Annotated in this window: 22 protein-coding genes and 2 pseudogenes; 7 read left to right on the top strand and 17 right to left on the bottom strand. The window is 36.7% G+C overall.

What is annotated here, in order from left to right; translation table 11 throughout:
* Positions 1–45: 45 nt before the first annotated feature.
* Positions 46–381 (top strand): hypothetical protein, encoded by a 336-nt coding sequence (locus tag QRN68_RS02520; RefSeq protein ID WP_285395095.1) that lies wholly within the window; start codon positions 46–48, stop codon positions 379–381.
* A gap of 101 nt (positions 382–482) precedes the next feature.
* Here QRN68_RS02520 and QRN68_RS02525 read toward each other — a convergent pair whose 3' ends face one another.
* From QRN68_RS02525 to lepA, 4 genes are all read right to left on the bottom strand, one after another.
* On the bottom strand, positions 483–1,421 hold the full coding sequence (locus tag QRN68_RS02525; protein ID WP_285395096.1) for a hypothetical protein: 939 nt from the start codon (positions 1,419–1,421) through the stop codon (positions 483–485).
* An 81-nt stretch (positions 1,422–1,502) separates the two neighbouring features.
* Entirely contained in the window at positions 1,503–1,934 is a 432-nt protein-coding gene (locus QRN68_RS02530; protein ID WP_285395097.1) for a hypothetical protein, read from the bottom strand.
* 564 nt (positions 1,935–2,498) lie between these two features.
* Positions 2,499–2,654: a hypothetical protein gene (locus QRN68_RS02535; RefSeq protein ID WP_285395098.1), complete on the bottom strand. Its 156-nt coding sequence runs from the start codon at positions 2,652–2,654 to the stop codon at positions 2,499–2,501.
* A gap of 174 nt (positions 2,655–2,828) precedes the next feature.
* Positions 2,829–4,655: a translation elongation factor 4 gene (gene lepA, locus QRN68_RS02540; protein ID WP_285395099.1), complete on the bottom strand. Its 1,827-nt coding sequence runs from the start codon at positions 4,653–4,655 to the stop codon at positions 2,829–2,831.
* 363 nt (positions 4,656–5,018) lie between these two features.
* Here lepA and QRN68_RS27020 point away from each other — a divergent pair.
* A pseudogene (locus tag QRN68_RS27020) lies at positions 5,019–5,291 on the top strand (hypothetical protein); the annotation flags it as partial.
* 381 nt (positions 5,292–5,672) lie between these two features.
* Here QRN68_RS27020 and QRN68_RS02545 read toward each other — a convergent pair.
* The 5 genes from QRN68_RS02545 to gpr form a co-directional block, all read right to left on the bottom strand.
* Positions 5,673–5,942, bottom strand: coding sequence for an FmdB family zinc ribbon protein (locus QRN68_RS02545; protein WP_285395100.1), 270 nt, complete (start codon positions 5,940–5,942; stop codon positions 5,673–5,675).
* A 20-nt stretch (positions 5,943–5,962) separates the two neighbouring features.
* The gene (gene fmdA / locus QRN68_RS02550; protein WP_285395102.1) at positions 5,963–7,141 is read right to left on the bottom strand and encodes a formamidase; all 1,179 of its coding nucleotides are present in this window, start codon (positions 7,139–7,141) and stop codon (positions 5,963–5,965) included.
* Positions 7,142–7,927: 786 nt separating this feature from the next.
* Complete coding sequence (locus QRN68_RS02555) at positions 7,928–9,829, bottom strand: acyltransferase family protein (protein ID WP_285395103.1); 1,902 nt, start codon at positions 9,827–9,829, stop codon at positions 7,928–7,930.
* 982 nt (positions 9,830–10,811) lie between these two features.
* Positions 10,812–11,672, bottom strand: a complete 861-nt coding sequence (gene spoIIP, locus QRN68_RS02560) for a stage II sporulation protein P (RefSeq protein WP_285395105.1) — start codon at positions 11,670–11,672, stop codon at positions 10,812–10,814.
* Positions 11,673–11,724: 52 nt separating this feature from the next.
* Positions 11,725–12,741, bottom strand: a complete 1,017-nt coding sequence (gpr, locus tag QRN68_RS02565) for a GPR endopeptidase (RefSeq protein ID WP_285395107.1) — start codon at positions 12,739–12,741, stop codon at positions 11,725–11,727.
* Positions 12,742–12,903: 162 nt separating this feature from the next.
* Here gpr and rpsT point away from each other — a divergent pair, with 162 nt between their 5' ends.
* Entirely contained in the window at positions 12,904–13,152 is a 249-nt protein-coding gene (rpsT, locus tag QRN68_RS02570) for a 30S ribosomal protein S20 (protein WP_285395108.1), read from the top strand.
* 198 nt (positions 13,153–13,350) lie between these two features.
* On the opposite strand, the gene holA is transcribed toward rpsT, so the two are convergent.
* A complete protein-coding gene (gene holA, locus QRN68_RS02575) occupies positions 13,351–14,361 on the bottom strand; it encodes a DNA polymerase III subunit delta (protein ID WP_285395109.1) in 1,011 nt (336 codons plus the stop codon).
* Positions 14,362–14,525: 164 nt separating this feature from the next.
* Between holA and QRN68_RS02580 the strand changes: the two genes are divergently transcribed.
* On the top strand, positions 14,526–14,663 hold the full coding sequence (locus tag QRN68_RS02580; protein WP_285395110.1) for a YqzM family protein: 138 nt from the start codon (positions 14,526–14,528) through the stop codon (positions 14,661–14,663).
* A 32-nt stretch (positions 14,664–14,695) separates the two neighbouring features.
* Here QRN68_RS02580 and QRN68_RS02585 read toward each other — a convergent pair whose 3' ends face one another.
* From QRN68_RS02585 to QRN68_RS02595, 3 genes are all read right to left on the bottom strand, one after another.
* On the bottom strand, positions 14,696–16,876 hold the full coding sequence (locus QRN68_RS02585; RefSeq protein WP_285395111.1) for a DNA internalization-related competence protein ComEC/Rec2: 2,181 nt from the start codon (positions 16,874–16,876) through the stop codon (positions 14,696–14,698).
* A gap of 107 nt (positions 16,877–16,983) precedes the next feature.
* Complete coding sequence (locus QRN68_RS02590) at positions 16,984–17,553, bottom strand: ComE operon protein 2 (RefSeq protein ID WP_285395112.1); 570 nt, start codon at positions 17,551–17,553, stop codon at positions 16,984–16,986.
* 189 nt (positions 17,554–17,742) lie between these two features.
* Positions 17,743–18,390, bottom strand: coding sequence for a helix-hairpin-helix domain-containing protein (locus QRN68_RS02595; protein ID WP_285395113.1), 648 nt, complete (start codon positions 18,388–18,390; stop codon positions 17,743–17,745).
* Positions 18,391–18,748: 358 nt separating this feature from the next.
* Between QRN68_RS02595 and QRN68_RS02600 the strand changes: the two are divergent.
* From QRN68_RS02600 to QRN68_RS02610, 3 genes and pseudogenes are all read left to right on the top strand, one after another.
* Positions 18,749–19,567 (top strand): annotated as a pseudogene (locus QRN68_RS02600) (hypothetical protein).
* Between the two features lie 51 nt (positions 19,568–19,618).
* Positions 19,619–20,176: a methyltransferase domain-containing protein gene (locus QRN68_RS02605; protein WP_350224336.1), complete on the top strand. Its 558-nt coding sequence runs from the start codon at positions 19,619–19,621 to the stop codon at positions 20,174–20,176.
* Positions 20,173–22,758 (top strand): polynucleotide kinase-phosphatase, encoded by a 2,586-nt coding sequence (locus tag QRN68_RS02610; protein ID WP_285395114.1) that lies wholly within the window; start codon positions 20,173–20,175, stop codon positions 22,756–22,758. The genes QRN68_RS02605 and QRN68_RS02610 overlap by 4 nt, the downstream gene beginning before the upstream one ends.
* A gap of 135 nt (positions 22,759–22,893) precedes the next feature.
* On the opposite strand, the gene QRN68_RS02615 is transcribed toward QRN68_RS02610, so the two are convergent.
* The 4 genes from QRN68_RS02615 to QRN68_RS02630 all read right to left on the bottom strand — a co-directional run bounded on the left by QRN68_RS02615 (position 22,894) and on the right by QRN68_RS02630 (position 25,470).
* Positions 22,894–24,069, bottom strand: coding sequence for a DUF4085 family protein (locus tag QRN68_RS02615; RefSeq protein ID WP_285395115.1), 1,176 nt, complete (start codon positions 24,067–24,069; stop codon positions 22,894–22,896).
* Between the two features lie 185 nt (positions 24,070–24,254).
* Positions 24,255–24,419: a hypothetical protein gene (locus QRN68_RS02620; protein WP_285395116.1), complete on the bottom strand. Its 165-nt coding sequence runs from the start codon at positions 24,417–24,419 to the stop codon at positions 24,255–24,257.
* A 30-nt stretch (positions 24,420–24,449) separates the two neighbouring features.
* Complete coding sequence (locus QRN68_RS02625; protein ID WP_285395117.1) at positions 24,450–24,707, bottom strand: hypothetical protein; 258 nt, start codon at positions 24,705–24,707, stop codon at positions 24,450–24,452.
* The gene (locus QRN68_RS02630) at positions 24,700–25,470 is read right to left on the bottom strand and encodes a helix-turn-helix domain-containing protein (protein ID WP_285395118.1); all 771 of its coding nucleotides are present in this window, start codon (positions 25,468–25,470) and stop codon (positions 24,700–24,702) included. The genes QRN68_RS02625 and QRN68_RS02630 overlap by 8 nt, the downstream gene beginning before the upstream one ends.
* Between the last annotated feature and the right edge of the window lie 25 nt (positions 25,471–25,495).

Raw genomic sequence — 25,495 nt, forward strand, 5'->3', positions numbered from 1 at the left:
ATTATAGTCACTCAAACGAGTCGCTTTTTAGATAAGGAGGATTAAATGATTAAAATACATACATTAAAAAACTTACAACAACGTGATGTTTTTGAATTCATGCGCGGCGATTATAAAAATGAACATTGGCATGAATCTTCATTTTTTTTAACAGAAGAAGCATTTACTTTTTTACATCTACATATAGATGAAGTTTTACCGAATTTTAATTACTTTGGCCCAAATTCAGTTAACCTTGAACAATGGAATCAAATCGCTTTCATTGCATGTACTTTAAACAATTCAATGGACATCGATTTCATCCGGTTTTTTAACAAAATAGATGATTGGGTGCAAAAAAATTTCAAAGAACACACTCGTTTCTCGATTTGTGGTCCATAGCAATTTCATAAAAATCTTTAATATTAATCTATGAAAAAAAAGCCCAGGCTCAAAATTAATTGAGTACCTGGGCTTTATAGATTTTTTTATGGCTATTAATGCTAAGTATTATTTAACAAAAAACGTTTTGATTTTTGAATTATTCTAGCTGGAAGTAAGATATTAATATCCTCTGTTGGTTTCCCCACTAATACAAACCTAATACTTTCCACATCTGTAACTTTATTAAGATCGACAGGCAATATTACTTCTGAATTCGCTGGTACGATTATTTGATCTAACTCCTCTACCTTATAGTCTGCAATCAATTTTAAATGCGATTCTAATTTATAATCACTCGGATTATTAATAGCTAAATAATAGTTTTTTTTCTCAATAGAATTAACTTCATTTGATAAATTTAAATCTTCATATAATTCTAAAGAAAGCCTATTCATTTCTTTAGAAATTCCTACTTTATCAACTTCTTTATAATTCACATCAACTATCGAAGGTTTAATATTACTATTCAAAACCTCTAGAGAAAAATAGTTATGTGATACTACTTCTTGTGTCTGTTTTATTTCTAACTCTTCTTCGATATCTTTTTCAAGATACTTTTCGCCTAATAAATAAATAATATGTTCCCCAGCTGGTAATCCCGTTAAAGTTAAATCAACTTTCTTCTCCCCATTTTTCGGAACAACAATTTCGTGATACTGTGCTTTTTTACCATTTATATCAATTATAATCGGGTTATTATCATTTTCTAAAAAGGAATAAATTATTATTTTTTCGTCTTTTTGAGTGCTGTGAGTAAGTATATAAGAAGCTTGTATTTCTCCATTGCTATCTGTTTTAAAAGCCAACTTATTTCTATCAATTTCAAATTGTTTCTCGATATCAACCTCAACTCGCCTTCTCTCAACAGTTTTCTCAACAATTTCCTTTTTAGATGAATCTACTCTCTCCTCATCTCTACCTTTCATAAGTATTATTATTAACAACATGACAATTAGGATTGAACAAAAATATATTATCGCTTTTTTTTCCCTTCTCATCTCAAACTCCCTAGTTTTACAATTTTTTATTTAATAGCAAAACAACCACAAAGAATTACACTTTGCGGTTGAATAAAAATTTTATTTTACTTCCTTTTTCTCAGTTGTTACCTTAGTATCATTTACTAATCCCAAATCAACATAATGAACACCTTCAGCAATCATTGTAGACCCAACTACCCCTGTATTCCCTGTAGTTTGAGAAACAACCATCCCTTTAGAAAAATATGCAATATCAGAATCAGTATCTAATTTCACAAGTTTACTTGACCCTTTATCTTGTCTATATAGTACCCCATGAACTGAATAACTAGCCGCAACTTCATCAAGTGTTGTAGCACTAGTTCCATCCCAAGTCAAACCATCTTTATTTAAATAAGTATGTCCCTCTCCACCTACAATAGGCTTAATAGCCTTTGGATTATTGTCTTGATCTTCAAAAAGTATTGCATGTGAGGGAGGTAAATTATCTAAATCGGGGTTATCAGGATCAATCCTACCAGGTACTGTCAACAACCATTCCGGCGTGTTTACTTCTAGATTATTTACATTTATTTCTTCTGCGAAACTATTAGTTGAAAAATAAGGCGTAACAGTGATTCATATTGCTGCAAGTAATATAACAATTTTTTTCATTTTTATCCTCTTTTCATATTTATATTACGAGCCATAGCATCACTTACCCTCGAGTTAACTACATACTATCATTACCAATATAACCATTTCAATGGTAATTTACCGCCATTTTTTGGCGGTATTAACAACACTTTTTTGGCGGTATAATTATAAATTACAATAAATCACGCCACACCCCGCCATATACAACGCCTATTTTCGGGCGCGATATTCTCTTTTTCACAGTTCAAAAGTTTTATTTATTTCATGTTTAACACAGAATGTTTGACATTTATATTTAAACTACTCTTTTCTTATTCATTATTTTTGAATGATAATTTCACAAATCTGTCATTTTTATTCTATTAATATTCATCAAAAAAAGACCAGCTCTGCTAAATTTGCTTTGCTGGTCATTGATAATTATATGATTAAATTCAATAGGTACCGTACTGATTTTGACTATTTTTTATTATTTCTGCGTTGCTGAATCGTAATATTCAACCCTAATAAACGATCAGTTGTCATTGCTCCACTTTGAAAATCCTTCAAATGTGAAGCTTGGATAATACCATCCTTTACAGCCTGTGCAATATAATTTTCCGTTTCAGTCTTCATAGCCACCTCACTGAGAAAATGGCCAGAGATGCTGCAAACATCTTTGATTCATTCGCTCAAGATATATAAGAATTGCTAACGTATTTTTTTATGGTGGGGAATTGGTGGGGAACCCCACCATTTGACCCTAATATAAATTAACTAAATACGTCACAAAACCTTATCATTACTGAATTACTTCGAATCATCCATCTTCAGAACAGCCATGAATGCTTCTTGTGGTACTTCGACTGAACCTACTTGTTTCATACGTTTTTTACCTTCTTTTTGTTTATCAAGAAGTTTTCGTTTACGGGAAATATCCCCACCGTAACATTTTGCTAAAACGTTCTTACGCATCGCTTTAATTGTTGAGCGCGCCACAATTTTTTGGCCAACTGCTGCTTGAATTGGCACTTCAAATTGTTGACGTGGGATTAATTCTTTTAATTTTTCAACGATGACTTTACCGCGCTCGTACGCAAAGTCACGGTGTACGATAAAGCTTAGTGCATCGACTTGCTCACCATTTAATAAGATATCCATCTTCACTAGTTTTGAAGTCTGATAACCAATGAGTTCATAGTCAAATGACGCATAGCCCTTCGTATTTGACTTTAAATAATCAAAGAAATCATAAACGATTTCTGATAACGGCATTTCATAAATAATGCTGACACGTGTAGTATCGATATAATCCATTGTCATGAAGTTACCGCGTTTTAGTTGACAAAGCTCCATAACAGCTCCTACATAATCGTTCGGTACCATGATTGTAGCTTTTACATATGGTTCTTCCACTCGATCAATTTTTTGAGGATCCGGCATAAATGACGGGTTGTCAACCTTAACTGTAGATTCATCTGTCATGTGAACATTATAAATTACAGAAGGCGCTGTTGTGATTAGATCAATGTTAAACTCACGCTCAATACGCTCTTGAATGATTTCCATGTGTAAAAGCCCTAAGAAGCCACAGCGGAAACCAAATCCTAGTGCTTGTGATGTCTCTGGCTCATATTGAAGAGCAGAGTCATTAAGCTCTAACTTTTCTAACGCTTCACGTAAATCATTATATCTCGCTGTATCAATTGGATATAATCCGCAGTATACCATTGGATTTAAACGACGATAACCTGCTAATGGCTCAGTTGCTGGGCGATTAGCAAATGTAACTGTATCCCCCACACGAGTATCACCTACATTTTTAATCGATGCTGTTAAATACCCTACGTCACCAACTGTTAATTCAGACTGTGCTACAACTTTCGGTGTGTGTACACCAACTTCAATAACTTCAAATTCTGCTCCAGTAGCCATCATACGAATTTTATCGCCAGCTTTTACTGTACCTTGCATAATTCGAATGGAAATAATAACACCTTTATAAGCATCATAAACAGAGTCAAAAATAAGGGCTTGTAACGGTGCATCTGGATCACCCGTTGGTGCAGGCACTTTCTCTACAATTTGCTCTAAAATATCTTCAATTCCGATACCGGCTTTGGCAGATGCTAAAACCGCTTCAGAAGCGTCTAACCCGATTACGTCTTCAACTTCTTGACGTACACGCTCTGGATCTGCTGCTGGTAAATCGATTTTATTGATAACTGGTAAAATTTCTAAGTCGTTATCAAGCGCTAAGTAAACGTTTGCCAGTGTTTGCGCTTCAATGCCTTGTGCTGCATCGACAACTAAAATTGCGCCCTCACAAGCAGCTAGACTACGTGATACTTCATATGTGAAATCGACGTGTCCTGGTGTGTCGATTAAATGGAATGTATACACTTCGCCATCTTTAGCTTCATACTTTAATTGTACTGCATTTAATTTAATCGTTATGCCTCGCTCACGTTCTAAATCCATTGAGTCGAGGAGCTGTGCCTTCATTTCACGAGATGTTAATGATTTCGTTTGCTCTAAAATACGGTCAGCAAGCGTTGATTTCCCGTGGTCAATATGTGCAATAATAGAGAAATTTCGTATATTCTCTTGTCTTTTTAAACGTGCTTCTCGGTTCATCTTTTCCACTCCTAATTAAACTATAATGAATTATACTATGAAAGATATGCAAAGTACAACAACAACTAAACTAGAAAGCCTATTACATCAATACTTGTAAGGGTTTTATGTGGTTTTTAGATTTTGCAAGTTAATGTATATTACAGCATGATTTTGGGGCTATTTGGGGCAAGTTTGGGGCTAATAAAATACGGCGAGCGTGTGTAAAGAAATGCGTGAGTAAGAAAGATTGAGGCTAATTGTTTCGACCTTTTTTAAAATTATAAGAATATCTCACTTACATAAAAAATAGCACTGTACATATTTGTCCAAGGAATATGTTCAGAACATCTTTCGCATTTATCTACGTATTTATCACGTAAAATACCATTTTCTAAAAGACATGCCATTGTTTATCCGATTAAACTTTACGAGTATAATTCAAAACATTTCCCGAAGATTTACGAGGTAGTTATCAAGAAATCGACCGCTTCCTCACAGATGAAAATGATCAAATCCAGGGCGGCATATTAGGAGAAATTTGTTGGAATTGGTTAGAGATCCATACACTGATGATTGATGAAAATATTCGTGGATTATGTTACGGTTCCTAACTTATTAGTAGAAATCGAACAAATTACTTTAAGTAACAAATGTTATGCCTCTCCGTTTGTCAGAATTGTTTTCTAAGTTATGTCTAGGCCAGCTGTTAAACCGCTTGGCGCTTTAATAATGCACTTCAAGACCCCACAAAAAGCTGATTGGCCATTTTACAACGGGCAATCAGCTTTTTTGTCGTTTAGAGATAATTAATATACGTTGAATTGAAAACTACTCGCCACTTAGCTAACGCTTGAAGTGGGCGTCTTCTGTTGGGATCTGATAAAAAATCCTACCGACAACGCTCGGCGCTTGGGGATACCACCCGCAATAAACTAGACAGAAAACTACTGTCATTATTTTCGCCTATCACAGTAGGCGCCTTCGCTGAATGATAGAATAGATCTTTTCCAATATATCCAGTAAAGCAATAGTTGCTTACCCGAATTGCCACGGACGATTTGTGCCCGCTTTTTTCCTTGGCTTATTGGTCCCTAATTCTTCTCGACTCATTAATTGCGGTTCCATTCCCTTTTCGATTTGCGAACTAAGTGCTCTCGAAAGTGTATACACATTAGGTGCAAAATAGACCCGATTTGACTCTAATTGGCAAATAGGACAAGTTGATTTGTCTTTATTCCCTGCCATTGATTTAAAAAATAACGTAAAATCTCCACAATCATTGCAACGAAATGTGTAACTAGGCAAGAATAAACCTCCTTATCCTATCATTTTGGCATAATATTTTTATCGAATATTTTTGTAGGGATTGCAATGGTACAACAAGCATTTGGAACATCGACTATGCCATTGATTCGACTTTCAACTGGTGCTGTACTCAGCAACATATAGGCTTGTTCACCTGTATAACCCAGCGTTTTTAAATACTCAATGGCATTCAAGCATGCCCGACGAAACGCAAGAGTAGCATCTAAATAATGTTGTTTCCCATCCTTATTATCTACTGAAATCCCTTGGAAAACGAGGAAATCATTATAGTTTGGATCTACTGGGCCGGGTTGGAATACAGGATTTTCGTAAATTTTATAGGTTTCCATGCCACCTTTAATGACATCCACCTTTAGATCAATCCATCCTGCCATCTCGATACCACCACAAAATGTGATTTCTCCATCCCCTTGTGAAAAATGAAGATCTCCTACCGATAACTTCGCTCCCTCCACAAATACCGGGAAGAAGATTTTCGTCCCTTTAGATAGATTTTTAATATCACAGTTCCCTCCATTTTCCCTTGGTGGTACTGTTCGAGCTCCTTCCTTAGCTACTCGATCAAACTCAGCCCCTTTTAATGTGCCGAGCACTGCCCTCTCCGGAGTCGGTGCATTGGCCAACGTTGGAACCCGGTCTGGGTTGGTCATGATGAGTTCTTTTTCTCGTTCATTCCATTTTTGCAAAAGTTCCATAGAGGGAGCAACGCCTATTAAGCCAGGATGAATAATCCCAGCAAACTTTACACCAGGTACATGTCTCGAAGTCGTATAAATGCCTTCAAAATCCCAGATTGATTTAGCTGCTTCTGGAAATTCTTCAACTAAGAAACTTCCCCCATTCTCTCTTGCGAAAATGCCGTTAAACCCCCACGCCGAATCTTGAAAAGTACCAATATCTAAAATATCTACGACAAGTAAATCTCCAGGTTCAACGCCGTTCACATAGACCGGTCCACTCAACACATGAACACGTGCAAGATTCACATCCCGAATATCATTTGGACTATCATCATTTTTAATTTGTCCATCTGTCCAGTCTTTACATTCCATTCTAAAAGAAGTGCCTGGATCTACTGAAAATGCTGCTGGTATGTCAGGGTGCCATCGATTGTGACCAGGATGCGCCTGTTCTTCCATTGATTTGCTTAAATCTAGTTTGTACAGAGTTTTCACCATTTGATTTACTCCCCCCAGTTTCTATGTAAGAAATGTATGCGTTTTCATATTATCAAAGATAAATAGTAGTGTCAAATTATTCCGAATATTCCATCTTCCAATTAAGAAACAAACTAGAATGAATTGAGGGCAGTCAAATGTATTATTTCTTTTTAAAAACCTCACACATTCAGTATCCCCCTCAACTCATCACAATTCCCCAAACGTTCTGATTGTTTACTAGAAAAATGGATGCAAACAACTATTTATATAAAGTTGTATTATTTAATTTCTTTGTCATTTATTGTGCATCTAAAAATGGTTTGTAACTAGGCTCATTAATCTTTTTTTATGCAAATATGGATTGACAATAAAGTACAGTATATTGGAACGCCAATGTAGAATGAAAATCTCGTATCTGGATTGGAGGCTGTGTCTATCAGATTTACGGCCATGTATTGAAGGAATTAGAGGAGCAGTCTGTAACACTGTTTAGTCAAAGTTTTATTGGCAAGTGGGGCAAATTTTAGGGCTAACAACTAGTCCTACACGTTCTGAACCCTTGATATAAAGGGATTTCTTGAAACTTCAAACTAATATGAATTATATTATGAACCTTATATAAACCACAACATTTGAACGGTATAAAGGCAGTCAAATCAATCGTTATTCTGATGGATGTGCCATTTCCTCTGGAAAACATTACGAAAAGCGATAAGAAGGTGGCTGCAAAAGGTGGTTCCTGTACCCTTAACAAAAAATAGCCAGCTACACCTAAAACATGGTGCATGCTGGCTACTTTATTACTTAATGATTATCTATCGATTGTTGAATAAGGTTTGTTAACGTATCAATACCTTTTTGTTCTAAATGTACGCCGTCTGGAGCAAAGAACTCTGGATGGTTGATTGCAGCCGAATGCCAATCAATCAATGTAATATTATCATGCTCTTGAGCTTTTTGTTGTAATGAATAATTCACTTTACCTTCCCAAGGTCGCGGTACCCGAGCATTCACTAAATAAATATCGGCATTTGAGAAAGCTCCAAGTAGTGCATCAATCTGATCATTCGAGAAGAAACCATTTGTACCAAGTTGAATAATAACTGCTTTATCTGGTTGATTAAAACTAGCATAATTTGGTGCCAGTTTGACAGCTTGTGAAACTTGGCGACCAATTTTTGCATCAATTGTAATGTTAGGATAGACCTGATGTAAGCTTTTAGCAATATCTATCATGACAGAATCTCCAATGGCTAATATTCCAGTATAAGATTCATCGATAGCGTTAGCAGCTGTATCATCTTCCTCCTGTTCAGGCTCTTTTATGTCCGGTTGAGTACTAGTTTCAACTTTCTCATCCTCGACATTCGATGAATCACTTTCTGCTGTTTCTTTTTTCGTTACGGTATCGTCCTGCTTAGCAGCTGATTCTGCACCATTAATTTTAACTTCTGTTATCTGGGATTCTTTTGATTCCGTTTGTTCTTTTCCTACGACACCTGTCATTCCAGTCAAAAATACTAAAAGGCATAGAGGAATGAGCACCGTTGAAATTTTTCTAGTTACCGAAAAGCTTCCCCATTTATTTTTATTAAATTTAAGGTACTGTCGGTAATAAGAACGGAATCCTTCCTTACGTATGGGCATTTCGATAAAACGATACGATAATTCAGCAATTATCAAAATAAGAACTAACTGTAAAGCAACTCGCCAGTACGAAGGATTGCCTATTTCGTGGACTGGCGTACCTAATACGATAATCGGATAATGCCATAAATAAATTCCATACGATCTTGAACCAAGCCAACGTAGAGGCTTCAAAGAAAGTATTTTCCCTAAAAAGCTAATAGGATGACAAACACATGCTATTAATACAGCTGCATTCAAACAAAATAGGAACATACCTCCTCTATATAAGAAAGTTTGATATTCATCTACAAAAATAATACTTAAAATGAAAATAGTAAAAGCAACCACGCTGATAATATTTAGTTTATTGACATGGTCAGTAGATAGTTTTTGTGACGATAGTCTTTTCATCGGCCAAACGAGAGCTAACCAACAGCCTATTAGTAATTCAAAGCAACGCGTATCTGTCCCGTAATAGACACGACTCGGATCAGCTCCAGGCTCATACAGTATGCCCATTAACGTAGCTGAACATAATGCACCGATAAAGATGAAAATGGCTAATTTACTCTGCTTTTTAACAATATAAAGCCCAATCATTAACAGAATCGGCCAAATAATATAGAATTGTTCCTCAATAGCTAAAGACCATAAATTTTTTAAAGGTGAAGGGGATCCGAAACTATCAAAATAAGAGAGTTTATGAAAAATGAACCACCAATTACTTGAGTAAAAAATAGAGGATATTGCATCTCCGCGCAATGTATTGAGAAGTTCCTGATGAAACAGGGTCGCCCAAGCGAATGAAGTAATAATCATTACGTATGCAGCAGGTAGTAAGCGTCGAAATCGACCCAGCCAAAATTTCCCTAATCCTACTGTTAACTGATTTCCTTTTAAAGGTAATATGGTAGAGGTTATTAAGTAACCTGATAAAACAAAAAAGATATCTACTCCTAGGAACCCACCACTGGCCCAGCTGAAGTTAAAATGATATGCAATAACAGCTAGTACTGCTAAAGCTCGAATCCCATCAAGCCCAGGGATATAACGATGATTAAACGTCTTGCCTGACATAATATTCCTTCCTCTTCTTCCAATAATATACAAAACCTATTAAGTAAACTTTACTAAAGCCAAACATCGTCCCCTTTTAAATAACATTCAGTACACTCACTTATATGATTGACGGGTGAGTAACTATAAAAGTTTATATAAAATGATAGCTTAGAAAATTTTTATCAAGCTTGTTGATTTACTATATTTCACTAGCATATTGAAGATGAAGTTGAATTCCGCTCCAAATGGCTCGCTTTCCTCGAGCACCTTCCGCTACAAAACTAAAAAGTCTCTTTCAGACAGCTAGTAGTTCTAGAGAAACAACACCCCGATATTTTTCAATCAATTCGCATGAATTTTTATATTTAAATTTCCCTTTTATCACATAAACAACACAATTAATCTCTTCATATGTATAGTTGTGCTTTATCCTTTTGGAATACTCTCTAATTTTTTCTATAATCTTGCCGTCAAAAAAGCATCTCCAAAAATGGTAGATGCTTTAAAAGCGTATTTCGCCTATTGCATATGCCGTTACAAAACTTCCACAACTCAAATCTTTATGATCCGACTTGAAAATTATAAGACAAGAAATGAACAATTTAAAGGTCTAACCACTATTTTTTCTAAAAAAAATTCTTGGTAATTTTGCTAACAATAGGATTCATCACTTAAAAGTAAGGGATAACAAATGTATGCCAAGGATAGAAGTTGATTGGAGTAGCGTCTGAGCGACTTCTTACGTCTTGTGATAACGCCTTCGTGACGTGACCACACAGCTAATCGGACGCCCCCAGAAAGCTCTGTGCGAAAGCGAAGCGTCAGCCCAGCTAGAACGGAAATCAATCACGTTATAGTGTGTCTACTTGTCCAAGATTGTTAAGTAAGACGTTCTTACAAAAATCGGCAAAAAGGATGTCATCTTAAACAATCCATCTTTTTGCCAATTCCAATATATAAATTATAGTAATCTTATACTAGTTTTAAAATAAGATGCGTATTAATTTTGTTTTCCTGTAACAAAGGATTTTGCAATAGCTTTTCCTATAACGGCAATTGTACGATTCAATTCTTCTTCTGTATTATCAATTCCACCTAGTTCGATTAAAATCATTTCTTTTGTTAAATCCTGATTATAGCGTCCATCTACATTGTCACCACTTTTAGAGATAACACCTCTAGAAATTTCTGGCACAATTTCATTCATAGAAGCAGATAGACTTTCTGCATAAGCAGTATTCCATCTATAATTCTTATGCTCTGCACCCACGACAATTGCAATACGTGCATAGGATTCATTGTTATGTGTAATCGTTGTTGCTTTTCTCTTAGCAGAATCTCTATGCAAATCAATAACTAAGTCATAGGACTGCTCTTGTAAACGTTTTGATAAGTAAGGACGCACCGTGTTGTAGGAAGCCGGAAAAGTTTTTCCCTTACGTTTCAATTCCTTCATAACATCAACCTCTAAAACGTCCGTCTGTATACCGTTCATGCTAAAATGCTTGGAAATAGTATCTTGTAAATTATAAATATTTGTTTTTTCATCATAAACGGCAGCTTTCCCACTAACAGCTTTTACCATCGGTTGATATGATTCTTGCGAATGCGTAAATAATAATAATACTTTAAACGGATCTTTTGCCTGCTCTTGTGTCTGCTCTTTTGTCTCCTCTTTTGTCTGCTCAAGCGCACTTTGTTCAGCTATATTAGTAGCAGCATACACGACTTGTTGATCCTCTGGTTCTTTAATCGGAGTCGATGCTTGCTTGTTGAACGGAAGTTGCCCAGCAATGACAGGTAATACGAAGAAGAACAATAATAAACCAAATGACCACTGTAGTTTTTTTAGCAAAGTCACACCCTCCTCCCCTTAACGTATGGAGGGGATGTGCCTTTTAGAACGAAAAAAACTATAGATTATTTGCCCATTTCATAAGCATAGATGACACGAGTTTCGCATACTTATCTATCCAGTAATCGGCTTCCTTTGGCGTAACCATCAGTTGTGTATGAGAGCCTGAAAATGTCTCAGCAAACAATTGCTGACGCTCTTCTTTGGTCCAAGTAGCCCATTCACCGAAAATTGGTTTTACTAAAGACATATCTAGCTCTTTATCGGTATCTGGTTGCCAAGATGCTAATGACAATTTTGATGAAGGTTTACTCCGTTCTGCAACTCGTGCAGCTATAGAGCGTAGCATTAACTCTACAGCATCTGCAATTAATACAGGTGCATCAACGACTGTTGGGATACCAATTGCGGTAACAGGAATGCCAAGCATTTCATATGAAATTTCCTTACGCTGATTTCCTACGCCTGAACCAGGATGTATTCCTGTATTCGTTAATTGAATTGTTTTACATAAGCGATTACTAGCTCTTGTTGCAAGAGCATCTACGACAATAATCAATTTTGGTTTTAGTCGTTCAGCCACTGCCGCTACAAATTCACCTGTTTCATAACCCGTTTGCCCTGTAACACCTGGCGCGTACATGACAAACTTTTCATCTATAACCTCTAGACTATGCAAGTGATCAATAAGATAGGGTCCTATAGCATCGGGTGTAATGGTACGATTACCTAGGCCAATAATTAAAATTTTGTCAGCTTCATTCCATGACATTTCTTCATGCATTTTTTTAAAATTCACAAGCAATTCTTTTTCAAGCTGCTCAAATCCATCCTGATCATCAAGCGTCAAAGTAGGTACGGAAAGTGTAATGTACTGTCCTTTCTTCTTACCAATTTGCTTCTCACCATCTGCATTAACGAGCACATCAGTAATTTTTACCCGACCGGTATTCCGATCTTCTATTTGGACACCACGCTTTTCCTCAAGCGTTTCTTTTTGTTCTTTCGTTTGATGTAAAACGACCTCTTCCGACTCATCAATTAAATCCGTACGTTGCCAATTTAAATTTTGCATACAGTTCACCTCAACCGTAGTTTGTTCAAACTGTCAAGTAAATATTCTTTGCATTTATCTATTGCAATTTAGCCTAGCGTTTGTTAAAATGATTTTTGTTGTATTGACACAAGAAATCAATGAGAAGATATCATCTCGTACCTAATTTAGGAGGTGAAAGATATGCCAAACATTAAATCTGCGATTAAACGCGTAAAAGTTAACGCTAAAGCTAACGCTGCTAACACTCAAGCTAAATCTGCAATGCGTACTACAGTGAAAAAAGCTGAAAACGCTGTTGCTGCTAATGCTGAGAACGCACAAGAACTTTTACAAGCAGCTTACAAATCTTTAGATAAAGCAGCTTCAAAAGGACTTATCCACAAAAACGCGGCGGCTCGTAAGAAGTCTCGCCTTGCTAAAAAAGCGTAATTGTTATAAAGATCAGTATACTCTATTCAGAGTAACTGATCTTTTTAATTTTTATAGATAATTAATTACATCTAAGCCGAAATTGTCTTTGACGCTTACTTTCGCTCAAAAACATTTGCTGTATGAAAATAAAGAGCTGCCCATATTGCTTAGGACAGCTCGCTGATATGTGTTTTCTCTCTAAACAATCGCTGTAGCTTAAAGTTGGCGCAGTAAAAAGAGTTCTAAATAACGCTCACGATTACCCCCCGCTGTTTTCAGCTGTAAATCGACCTCTGCTAACTGATATAATGCTTTCAATAAACTTTCCTCTGACGGACGATTACGCTGCTCAACCATAAGTTTGACACGATAAGGATGTATTTTTAAATTTTTTGCAATTTGCTGTGGGTGATAGCCTTTTTTTAATAAGTAAAATACATTGGACATCGTACGTACATTTGATGCAAGTAATCCAACAAGCATGATGGGTTCTTGCTTTTGACGTAGTAAATCATGATAAATAGACAATGCCCCTACTGAGTCATTGGCAAAATATGCATTTAACATTTTAAAGGCATCCTGCTCTAACGTTTTTGCCACTAAATCCTCGACTAACGTAGCAGTAATTTCACCACTATCTCCTAAATACAAAGTTAGCTTCTCAATTTCCATTTGCAACTGTAGCATGTTCGGTCCTACCATTGCGACAAGCTGCTCAATCGCATTTTGTGTTATGCTGTTCCCTTCTGCTTTGACTCTACTTTGAATCCACACAGCTAAGTCCTGCTCCTTTGGTGTTTCAGCTTGAACTAAAAAAGCATGCTCCTTCATCATTTTAGTCACTTTTTTTCGTTCATCCAATTTCTCATAAGGTGCGATAAAAACTGTGACTGAAAAATCGGAAGGGTTAGCTAGCCATGTTTCTAAGCGCTTTACATCATGGTCAATTTTTTCTTTTCCTTTTTCAGTTGCCTTTAAAAAGGATGCATTTTTGGCAATTATTAACTTGCGCTCAGAGAAAAATGGAATTGTATCTGCTTCATCTATCACGACATCCACTGGCATTTCTTCCAAATCAAATGTTGACATCTCGATCTCTTCTTCGGGCCCTACTGCTTCTTTTAACCGTTTAACTGTTTCGTCTATAAAATAGCTTTCTTCACCAACAAGTAAATAAACTGGTGAAAGCTGTCCTTTTTTAATATTATTCCAAACCGTTGAAATCATAATTTTCCCTCCATGTAGCAATACTACTAGTATACATGATTTCTATTCCTTTGTGACTTTGACCGAATTGTGTCGATTCCATGCCATATGGCAAATTCTCCGTTTCTTTATAGCTTTTATGAAATTGATGTCTTATAATAAATAACAGAATTGGAGGGATAACAATGAATCCATTTGAAGGAAAAAACATACAATGTCGCCGTAACGATGCAATCGATTCTGGTGTTGGTTTCGGTGTATCATTTGGAGCTTTCACAGTTATGTTTTTCGTCGCAATCATAGTAGAATTCGTATCTAGATAATTGAACTTTATTTACGTAGGAAAAGACCTTGCTCATTGGACAAGGTCTTTTTCCTTTTTCACGGACCAACTATTTCCCCGAATTCGTACTTCAATCGTCCCATCTATTCCGGTTGTTAAAGTAGATAAATTTCGACTTGTAAAACGCTCTACTACTTCATCATGTGGATGACGATAGCGATTATTGAGTCCAGCGCTAAAAATGGTTAATTCAGGCTGTAACAGCTCTACAAATGGCTCAATACTAGATGTTTTACTACCATGATGTCCAGCCTTCAACAACGTCATGCCCGCTAATTGCGTGTTGTAAAGATTAATAAGCTGCCGTTCACCATGCTCCTCTAAGTCACCCGTTAACAATGCTCGAAATGATCCCTGTTGCAAATACAAAACAATTGAATCATCATTCCCCTCATAATGGGTGTCACGGGGCCATAAATATTGAAAGCTAGTATTTCCTATGCGCCAAGTTGTTCCATCCATCTTTTCTTTCACGGGAACCTTGTGCTTTTTGGCTTCCAGCAGTAAATCTCGCATCATAGGCTTATCCATTGAACCAGGAGTGAGGTGAATTTCATGCATATTAATCTCTTGCAAAACCTCCTCAGCCCCCTCCATATGATCCGCATGAGCATGAGTGACGATAAAGATATCAATGTTTCGTATCCCTTTTCCTTTTAAAAACGGTACAACAACCTGTCTCCCAACCTCATATAAGCTATCTGAAGCCTTCCATAGGTCCTGCTCCATGCGCAGTAAGCCTCCTGAATCAATAACATATACAGCTCTTCTAAACGGTAATTCAATAACTATACAATCACCTTGACCAACGTTTAAAAACGTAAGTTTCGTTTCATTAAAAAGCATCGGCAATAAATGAATACATAATGCAGGAATGAAAATCACAACTGCAAATTTACCATAATGCTTTTTTTCTAAAAAATAGAAGCCTACTAACACACTGATTAATGCCACGCAAATAAGCCAAATAGCAGGTTTTCCTGGCGACCACAGCTGAAACGGCAATTCCTGAATATATAAAATAAACTTCGTTAACCAAACACGGAGCGGCTCGTACCCAATAAATAAAACTTTTGCTACCGGCATCGAAATAATCGTTACAACAAACAATACAATATTCATAGGTAAAATAACAAAGGAAAACAATGGTACGAAAATAATATTTGCTAAAAATGAAGAAATAGAAATTTCATAAAAATGATGAAGTAATAATGGATAAACAAGAAGCTGACAAACAAATGTAATGAAAAATGAGCGGATTAGCCAATTCGTAGACTGCTTAAAAATGACACCCGAATAGACGAGACTAGCCGTTGCTAAATATGACAATTGAAAGCCAATCTGATAAATGACACCTGGTTCAAGTAGCACAAAGCATATAAAGCTAATGGCTAGAGCATCATCAATAGATATTCGCCACCTAGCGTAGCGCACCAGCATGATTAATTCAACGACAGATACTGCGCGCCATACGGAAGGAGCACCACCCGCTATCACCCCGTATATAGGTAAAATGATGAGCAGAACTAAAGTCGCTATTTCTTTTCGTATGCCTACACGTAGAAGACCTTCAAAAAACAACCATGAGACGAGTGCCACATGCAGACCAGAAATGGCAAATAGATGTGTGATGCCAAGCTTTTGATAGGCTCGTTGAAGCTCATGATCGACTTGATCCTGTAATCCTATTAGCAGTGCTTGTGCCTCTGCAACTAATGACTTGGGAAATGTAGTTTCAATATGTTTTTTCATAAAGTGTCTCTGTTTAGCAAGAAACGAACGAATGGATTTTTTCTCTTCTTTAAAGGTCCAGCTTGAAACTTCAAATATTCCACTAGCACCTTTACTTATTAAATATTTTTCCATAGAAAATGCATACGCATGTGCAGGCGGAGAAGGTGCTATAAGTTCTCCTTGAACAAGGTAAGTCCTGCCTGTTAATGACGTATTTTCATAAAAGCTTTTCTCTTGTTCTGAGGAGAATGTATACACGATATACAACTTCTCACCTGTTTCAGTTTTTACAAAGCCTCTGAGTTTTTGACCATTTATTTTATATTCACTCGACCAAGTTATTTGGAATGTTGACGGTAGAGGGGAAGTTTCCGTCAGTTGAAATGTAACAATGAAGAAATAGGAAAGAAATCCAATGACTATAACAAGAGCTGAAATTAAACGGGTTTCCCCTTTCATCTTAAGCCATAACGCGAAAAGGAGAAGAATAGCTAGTAGCCAAGCTGACTTGTGTGCCGCTATTGAAGCTACAAGTACAGCTAGCGCTACGTAAACCCATTTATGTTTTAGAGCTTTTTGCCAAATAATGCACTCACCTTCTGTTCATATGGGAGCAATTTTTCTGCAGGCATACCACTCTCACGAAGCTCGTTTAGCATGTCTATGTACAAGGCTAATTTTTCGTCGCTTAAAAAGTCGATTTTACGTTCATCAAATGGAACGTGAACAACTTCTACACCTGCTTTTTCAAATAATTCCTGTGCATAAGGGTTATTTTTATAATCAGTAGCGTAATAGACGCGTTCAATACCTGCTTGAATAATAGATTTCGTACATGGTAGACACGGGAAATGTGTCACATATAAGTCTGCACCTTTTGTGGGCGTACCATATTTAGCACATTGTAGAAGTGCATTCATCTCAGCATGCACTGTACGCACACAATGATTATCAACAACATAGCAACCTTCTTCAATACAATGTTCGTCACCTGTAATTGAACCGTTATAGCCACCTGCAATAATTCGCTTATCTCGAACGACGGTTGCTCCTACTGCCAGTCTTGTACATGTGCTACGTAATGCGAGTAAATGGCTTTGCGCCATGAAAAATTGATCCCAAGTAATTCGCTCCATATGACTACCTCCAAAATTTTACATACATTATTAATCAATTTCGCCTTAGCGTAATTGCGTCCGGATTTTGAATTGTGTCTGTACAATTCATTCCTTTGAAAATCCGTGACATCCGACTGTATCAGTCACTATGCTCTATAGTGTAGCCCGTTTTGAAAAGAATCGTCAATATCTCAAATCTTACTGCCGTTACTTAACTGTAATGAAATCCTTTAACTTCTCAAACGTTTTTTCGCCAATACCACTCACTTTTTTTAAATCCTCAATGGTTTTAAAGTCACCATTCTCCTCACGATAGGAGATAATACTTTGAGCCTTTGATGGACCAATACCTGTCAATGTCGTAAGTGTTGCTTCATCTGCTTTATTTAAATTAACCTTTTGATCTTTCATACCGTTATCGCCTTGTGATGTTCCGCTAGTAGGCATCGTCAGGATATTTGAGGTTATTTCGTCTAGCTTTTCCCCTTTTACAGGAATATAAATAACCATCTCATCCTGAACTTTTTGGGCATGATTAATGAGTTGCGTATCAGCATCCTGGGTATACCCCCCTGCAAGCTGTACGACATCTATAATTCGTTGGTCGGGCTGTAGCTCATAAACGCCTGGATACATAACAGCGCCCTTTATATCAACAAATACCTGCTGTATGACCGCTTCATCCACAGGCTCTTCTATTTCATGTTGTTTCATAGGTTGGATTGTTTCGATGAGCTCTTCTTGGGGAGGTGAAGAGTCAGAACTCGAAAAAAAGAAGTAACAAAGTCCACCGATTACAAGTATGCCAGGGAATAACATACTTTTTTTATACTTTTGCCAAAAAGATTGGATCATCTATAACATCCTTTCCTTTGCAAAAGGTAATCATATGGAGTCTCTTTCATCTTACAATATCATTCATGCGTTGAAAAGATATATTATCTATTAAGACAAAAACGAAGGCATCCTTGACCTTTGCTTATTATGATACTGACATGATGATGTAAAATTATGTTATGCTTTGAATAATAGTCCGTCACCGTAATGTGGCGTTGATTTCCGTTCCGACTGGGGTCGTCCGATGATCCCCAGTCGGAACGAAGATCAACTTAGATACAAGGTATACTTCTAAACAAATGTCATCCACAACTTTTGGTGATGAGCCATAATAAGAAAACACATTATGCCTTTGCGTACAGAATGGAGGAAGAATATGCAGCTAACAATACAGGCAAAGGGAGAAAATGTGAAAGCTATCTCCTACTTACTATCAAAAAATCCGAATAATTTATATGAACGGCGTGTAAAAGATCATTTAGTTCGACTTGTCTATCATGAGCTTTCTGAAACAAACCTTGCTGTGACAATATTTGTTACGCCAAATGCACTCGCACTTGTTCAAAATGACAACGCGCTTGATATTACACATTATATTAATGACCGCGAATTCGCCGCTAGTAGTATTTTTTTATCCATGATCCGTTCTGCTTTAGGTACTTCAATCAATTATGCCTCGGCATAATTGTGTCCGGATTCGGCTTTGTGCTTGCACAAAGAACTCCTTTCCGATTCCGTGATATCCGCCGGAGGCTTAACTTATTTCAGCGGATGTTTGAACATCCGCTGAAATAAGTTAAATGGCAAACCAAAAGAACAATATATGGAATGGGTAACTCAAGCATTTTCATTTGAATTTGAATTCGGTCCAATCGCTTCAGCTATGACAAATGAAGAGATAAATGAATTGTTTCAGCCTCTTGGCTACACTGTCAACATCGAGGCTTTGAATAACAACCATCGTGCGCGTTTTCTCACATTATCTGCGGACATTACGCTACAACAAGCACTACAACATCTCTTTGTACTCATCCCCGTTTTAGATGATTATAAGCACTACTTTATCAATGAGTTGGAAGTGGATAAGCTTAAACGTTACGGAGAAGGCTGGTTAGATACACATCCAATGAAAGAATTTATTTATAAAAAAGCTCTACGCTTCTCCCATTTATATGATGGTAACACAACACCATAAAATGTAACGCGGTCACTCAATACATTACGCTACGAAAAAATTGTTGAAACTATTAAAAATCTACCTCGAAAATCATCAATCGTTGACTTTGGTTCTGGCGAAGGAAAGCTTTCTAGTTTACTTGCCTACGTTAAAGGAATTGACGAGTTGCTTGCGGTTGAACCAAGTGAAGCTGCAATGAAAAAAGCAATCAAGCGTTTTGAAGGCTTAGAGGATGCATTTGTAACCCCAAAACCTACATGGGGCTCGCTATTTTATTACGATGCACGATTACAACATAAAGACGTCATCGTTTTATGCGAAGTCATTGAACATATTAATGAGGAACGATTACCTAAAATAATGGCGTTGCTTTTAACACAATATAGTCCTCAAACATTAATTGTGACAACGCCAAATGCTGAATACAATGCTGTTTACGAATTAGATGAAATGCGTCATGATGATCACCGATTTGAATGGACACGCAAACAATTTCAAGAGTGGTGTCATGCGATGAATCGTAATGAACAATATGAGCTTTCATTTACTGGCATCGGCAATCAACATGATAGTTACGGACAACCTACCCAAATGTGCATCTATACGAAAAAGGAGGAGAATGTATGAACATCAAGATTCCACATGCAGGGATTGTTCTGCTAATTGGTCCATCCAATAGTGGAAAATCTACTCTTTTACAACAATGGGTTAATACAGGTATGCTTTCTCCTTCTGAAATTATTAGCTCTGATACTTATCGGACACTTGTTTCAGATACGGATTATATCGATTTTCAACATCATTCAAAGGAAGAAGCAGATTTATTATATGATGAATATTTCGCTATTTCAGCACAAGCCTTTGCTGTTATGGAACGCGTATTAGAGGCTAGAAGCTCATTAAATAAATGTACCTTTGTTGATGCTACACATTTACAATCAGAGGAACGTCAAAAATACATCTTGCTAGGAAAAAAACTACATGTTCCAGTAAGTGCAATTGTCTTGGACATTCCACTTGAAGAATTGATACATCGAGATACTTTGCGCCAAGACCCAAGAGGAAGTAAACGTATTAAACAGCAGGCACGCTTATTAAAAGCAGAAAAACGATTTATTAAAAAAGAGTCGTTTACTAAAACTTATTTTGTGACAGAGACGGACGGACTAACATTATCAAGACAAAAGTCGCCACTACTGTTAAATGTAGAGGCTGGGCTTGATATTATTGGTGATATTCATGCATGTTTTGATGAATTTAAAGAATTACTTGGTAAGCTAGGCTACGAAGAAAATGAGGAAGGTTACTATATTCATCCACAAGGTCGTCGCTTTGTTTCAGTTGGTGATATTATGAGCCGTGGACCAAAATCGATCGCAACGATGGACTTTTTTGATCGCCATATAGAGCGTGGGCTTGCCTATATGACTGATAGTAATCATGGCTGGAAAATCGCTCGTTGGTTAGATGGACGCAAAGTAACATTACATCATGGGGATGAGCTAGTTGAAGCTGAATTTAACGCTTATGAAAAAGATTACGGAGCGGAGCAAACAAAGGCCTTAAAAGCTCGTCTCGCGAAATGTTTACTTGCTGCTCCCTCTCACTATGTGTTAGTGAATAATGGCATTTCTTCCGCTGTTGTTACACACGCAGGTATCCGTGACCGTTATATAGGCAAACAATCGGCAAGAATTTCTGATTTCTGTCGTTACGGTGATGTGCAGGGTCAAGATAAATCTGGAAAACCTATTCGTAATGATTGGTTTATAGAGCATCAAACATCACAGCTTATTGTTTGGGGGCATGATCCTAAAATTCATCCGTTAAAGCAAAATAATACGTTGAATATTGATCAAGGAGTTGTTTTTGGCGGTCAGCTAACTGCTTTTCGCTACCCTGAAAAGACAATTGAGTTTGTGAAGGCGTATAAAAACTATGCCGGTATCGAACGAAATCCTCTACTTGAGGCAAAAGCTATACGTTTTGACCCACCAAATATCGGGGCATTTTTAGAAGGATTCACAGTGGAAACTGCCTACTTTAACAATGTACAAATAGGCGGTGCTCATGCAAAGGCAGCGATCGACAGTGTTTCTCATTATGCACTGCCGTTAGAACAGCTAGTTTATATTCCACCAACGATGAGCCCAACGCCACAAACTTCTGCATTAGCAGATACGTTAGAACATCCTTCTGAGGCATTTGCCTATTATAAAAAGCATGGTGTCCAGACAATGATTGCCGAGAAAAAACATATGGGCAGTCGCGCTGTTCTCTTACTGTTTAAAGATGCGCTTATTGCAAAGGAATATGTCGATATAGAAACACTTGGTATTATTACAACTAGAGCAGGAAGACGGTTTTTCGATAAAGAGACGGAACAACAAATTTTGCAACAACTTCATACAGAATTAATAGAGAAAAACTATTTCGAACAGTTTAATACAAATTTCGTACTACTCGATGCAGAAATTTTACCTTGGAACTTAAAAGCGCAAAAACTAATCGATCAACAGTATGCACATGTAGCTGAGCAAGCTCTAATGGACCGCACAAAGCTTATGGAGAAACTACGTGACACAGTACAAATCGATGTTTCAGAATGGCTTCAGGAGTATAAGGGGTTACTTGAAAATGCACAACGATTTTCAACTGTTTACCAAAATTATTGTTGGGATGTCCAGGATGCTTCAGCTATTCAAATTGCACCCTTCCATGTATTAGCACATAGTTCGGAAACGTTTTTCCATAAACCACATATATGGCATATGGAAATGAATCGACTTTATGCAAAAAATTCAAAGCTATTCATTGAAACAGAGTTTAAAGTCATTACGGATGAAGCTTCTGAACAGGAGATCATTACTTGGTGGGAGGAAATGACTGCTGCTGGTCATGAAGGAATTGTTATTAAACCTGAAATATTTGTCACAAAATATAATGGCAAGCTTATTCAGCCCGCAATTAAAGTACGTGGTCGTGAATATTTACGAATTATTTATGGTATGGACTATTTAGAGCCTTCAAATTTAGCGAAACTGAAGGAACGTAATCCAAGTAAAAAAATGAAGCATGCATTGCGTGAATTCGCACTCGGACTAGAAGGAATAGAACGTTTTGTAAAAGGCGAATCGACTGCCCGTATTCATGAATGTGTACTCGGCACATTAGCACTCGAAAGTGATCCTGTCGACCCTAGACTTTAGTAAGGCGGGGAACACAATGTGTTACTACCTTAAACATTTTGGTGAAGAACTCTCTTTCTGAATGGTCATAATGTGAAAAGTGCCACACTGCCTATTGGACAGTGTGGCACTTTTCTACATTACTTTCTACAAGCTTTAGTCTTCTAAGATGTCTTTAAATTTCGCTTGAAGCTCAGTCGTTAAAATTCCCTCATTGTAAAAATGGCGAATAAATACATTTTGCATCATATCATCCTCTTGAGCGGGATTCATCTGCATTAATATTTGATTAATCTTCTCCGCGAGCTGTACGGGATTAGCATACATCGTATTCCATGCACGAACCTTTAACTCTAAATCTTTACCGAGAGCCGCTTCCTCCAAGTCCTGTGCTGGTACTGGCTCACTAAAATGCGCATATGGGTCTTCATATATGTCTGTATGTAAAAAATGAATACAATCGTCTAATTTGTCTGCCACACGTATTGTATCTACAAAAACGCCTTGATCATTTTCATATAGATGGCTATTTTCTAAAACTAAAAACGGTGCGTGTTGCTGAATCCCGATTACTCGTTTTTTTAATTGAGGTGTAATCAAGATTAAACCATGCTCTAGCTGCAATGTTTGAACGTATGTAGAAAAATTACCATTTTCAGCAAAATCACTATATGTTTTTGGGCGATAATAAAATTCAGCGTCTAACTCCTCTGCTTCAATCGTCCATTCTACCTCTGGGCAATCAAAAATAACACGAAGTGCAATGCCATTCGCGGTTTTTCTAAGCTCATCATAAATATAAAACTGCGCTGGTTCTACTTGACCTAACTCACTTATAATATTGTTAAACTTTAGATAAATGATTGATTTTGCAGTAAAGCCCCCTGCCATATCAAATGTTAATTCAACTTGAGTAGCATTACGTTGAATACTAACTATTGTTGCATCATGAAGACTTTGCTCAAAGACCTCTCTCGCCTTCGGTTCCATATAAGCTAACGTTTTCTGCTTTTCCTCATATGTGGCATCGAGAATATTTTCAAATAGCTGCTCCTGTTCATTTCTCCATCCTAAAAAATCTTCTCGTATATGTTTAGGAACATCTGGTGTATTCAACGTACCATCTAAAACATATGGTTGAAATCGCAGTGGTAAATAGTTCATTAAACTATCGCGTATTTCGTCTAACTCCTGCTTTTTTTCCTTATATGGATCAATATCATTTTCCTTTGCATAGGAAAGGTAATCTGTCCACTCCTCATCAGATTCATAAATAAATAGTTTCATCGCATTTTCATACGCTTTTTTCTCTTGCATTGTTAAGTGCCACATAATTTCAGCTCCTATATTTTTTTCGGTTTTCTGTTCGCTCTCGTGACAATCTCAATTGTATGTAGTCAGCATATTTATTAAAGAACTTATTGGTAGCTCTTTCGGTTATAGCATTATTAAAAGAAGCGGTTGTATACATAGACACGAACCGCTTCTTAACATTTTCTTTATTTTTAAAACGCTGATTACAACATCTTACTATCGTATGGTTTATTTTCACGAATAAACTCTTCCACAACGGTTAACACGCTCTCTAAATCTCTTATTGTCCAATTATCCTGCAACTGTGCTCTATCCCCTGGTACATGATGATGATGGTGTGGGTCACTTTTGAGCTCTTCTGGTAGCATGTGGTGCGGAACAAAATGATACTCATTTTCTCAAGCACTGATATGGCCAGGTTTCTTTCTATTCTTTTCCCATGAATAGCGGTATTGTATTTTATTGTCATTTTTATCAAACCATTCACGAACCCTAAGTTGGGTTTCGCCATAAAAACCGCTATCAAAGTAGAATGTAATTTTAATTACTGTATTGTCTGGATTAATAGGATCGTCTTCAATTAATAAATCTGTAGGTTGACGTAGGATTGAATTAAAGCGAGTCAATAATGCTGCATAATCAGTTAATTTAGGCATTAGTACCTTTATTAGCCTGTAATTGCTTTAACAAAGCATTTTTCTGCACTATATAACCCTTCCAATCAAAAACGTCTACAGCTTCATCTAATCCGTCAATTAGGCTATCACTTTTATTTCCATACAGATGTTCAAACTCTCCGCCATATTCAATTTCATATTCAGTTATTCTACCTTGGATAACCTCCAACTTTTCTTCCAGTGTTTGGGTTCTACGTTTTTTCTCTTGGTGTATCCATTGCATTTCAAACGATGTAGCTGGGTCTGACCATAATTTAAGTGCAACTCTAGGAATTTTTTTAACGTTGTTAATTAATTTATGCTCTAGACCATTATTTAGATACTTATAAATAGTTGGCTTTGAAACCCCTAAATATTCTGCTGCTTGCTCAGTAGAGACTAACTCGGCTATATCATAATCATAATCTATATATCCACAATCTGTCGTTTCTAAAAACAGTTTTTCAAATGCCAATTTAACAGCACCTAATTCATTTTTTTTCTGATTTTTTTCATCCAATAGTTCTAATGCTTGATCAAAAAACAGTTTAATTGTGTCCGACATGAGTTTTTCAGCTGGCTTTAATTTTGTTTCTCTTAATTGAATATAACGAACTGATTCTGAAAATGTATCAGGGATAAAATCCCCAAGAGAGTATAAAAGGAATTGTGTTTCTTTTTCTAATAGATCTGCGTCTTTGGTTTGAAATGCTAAGTCAATTGATTCTTGTGTTTTTTGGATTACTGCTAAACTCATTTTCATCACCTCTCACCTCCATACTATATCT

It is taken from the genome of Lysinibacillus sp. fls2-241-R2A-57 (assembly GCF_030209535.1).
Lineage (GTDB): Bacteria > Bacillota > Bacilli > Bacillales_A > Planococcaceae > Lysinibacillus.

What these genes read in the sequence shown, in the direction of transcription:
- lepA (WP_285395099.1), bottom strand. Translation starts at nt 4,655, where the DNA reads ATGAACCGAGAAGCACGTTTAAAAAGACAAGAGAATATACGAAATTTC.
- QRN68_RS02625 (WP_285395117.1), bottom strand. Translation starts at nt 24,707, where the DNA reads ATGCCTAAATTAACTGATTATGCAGCATTATTGACTCGCTTTAATTCA.
- QRN68_RS02580 (WP_285395110.1), top strand. Translation starts at nt 14,526, where the DNA reads ATGAATCCATTTGAAGGAAAAAACATACAATGTCGCCGTAACGATGCA.
- QRN68_RS02595 (WP_285395113.1), bottom strand. Translation starts at nt 18,390, where the DNA reads ATGATCCAATCTTTTTGGCAAAAGTATAAAAAAAGTATGTTATTCCCT.
- QRN68_RS02535 (WP_285395098.1), bottom strand. Translation starts at nt 2,654, where the DNA reads ATGAAGACTGAAACGGAAAATTATATTGCACAGGCTGTAAAGGATGGT.
- QRN68_RS02610 (WP_285395114.1), top strand. Translation starts at nt 20,173, where the DNA reads ATGAACATCAAGATTCCACATGCAGGGATTGTTCTGCTAATTGGTCCA.
- fmdA (WP_285395102.1), bottom strand. Translation starts at nt 7,141, where the DNA reads ATGGTGAAAACTCTGTACAAACTAGATTTAAGCAAATCAATGGAAGAA.
- QRN68_RS02615 (WP_285395115.1), bottom strand. Translation starts at nt 24,069, where the DNA reads ATGTGGCACTTAACAATGCAAGAGAAAAAAGCGTATGAAAATGCGATG.
- QRN68_RS02525 (WP_285395096.1), bottom strand. Translation starts at nt 1,421, where the DNA reads ATGAGAAGGGAAAAAAAAGCGATAATATATTTTTGTTCAATCCTAATT.
- holA (WP_285395109.1), bottom strand. Translation starts at nt 14,361, where the DNA reads ATGATTTCAACGGTTTGGAATAATATTAAAAAAGGACAGCTTTCACCA.
- gpr (WP_285395107.1), bottom strand. Translation starts at nt 12,741, where the DNA reads ATGCAAAATTTAAATTGGCAACGTACGGATTTAATTGATGAGTCGGAA.
- QRN68_RS02520 (WP_285395095.1), top strand. Translation starts at nt 46, where the DNA reads ATGATTAAAATACATACATTAAAAAACTTACAACAACGTGATGTTTTT.
- QRN68_RS02585 (WP_285395111.1), bottom strand. Translation starts at nt 16,876, where the DNA reads ATGAAAGGGGAAACCCGTTTAATTTCAGCTCTTGTTATAGTCATTGGA.
- QRN68_RS02590 (WP_285395112.1), bottom strand. Translation starts at nt 17,553, where the DNA reads ATGGAGCGAATTACTTGGGATCAATTTTTCATGGCGCAAAGCCATTTA.
- rpsT (WP_285395108.1), top strand. Translation starts at nt 12,904, where the DNA reads ATGCCAAACATTAAATCTGCGATTAAACGCGTAAAAGTTAACGCTAAA.
- QRN68_RS02620 (WP_285395116.1), bottom strand. Translation starts at nt 24,419, where the DNA reads ATGCTACCAGAAGAGCTCAAAAGTGACCCACACCATCATCATCATGTA.
- QRN68_RS02555 (WP_285395103.1), bottom strand. Translation starts at nt 9,829, where the DNA reads ATGTCAGGCAAGACGTTTAATCATCGTTATATCCCTGGGCTTGATGGG.
- QRN68_RS02630 (WP_285395118.1), bottom strand. Translation starts at nt 25,470, where the DNA reads ATGAAAATGAGTTTAGCAGTAATCCAAAAAACACAAGAATCAATTGAC.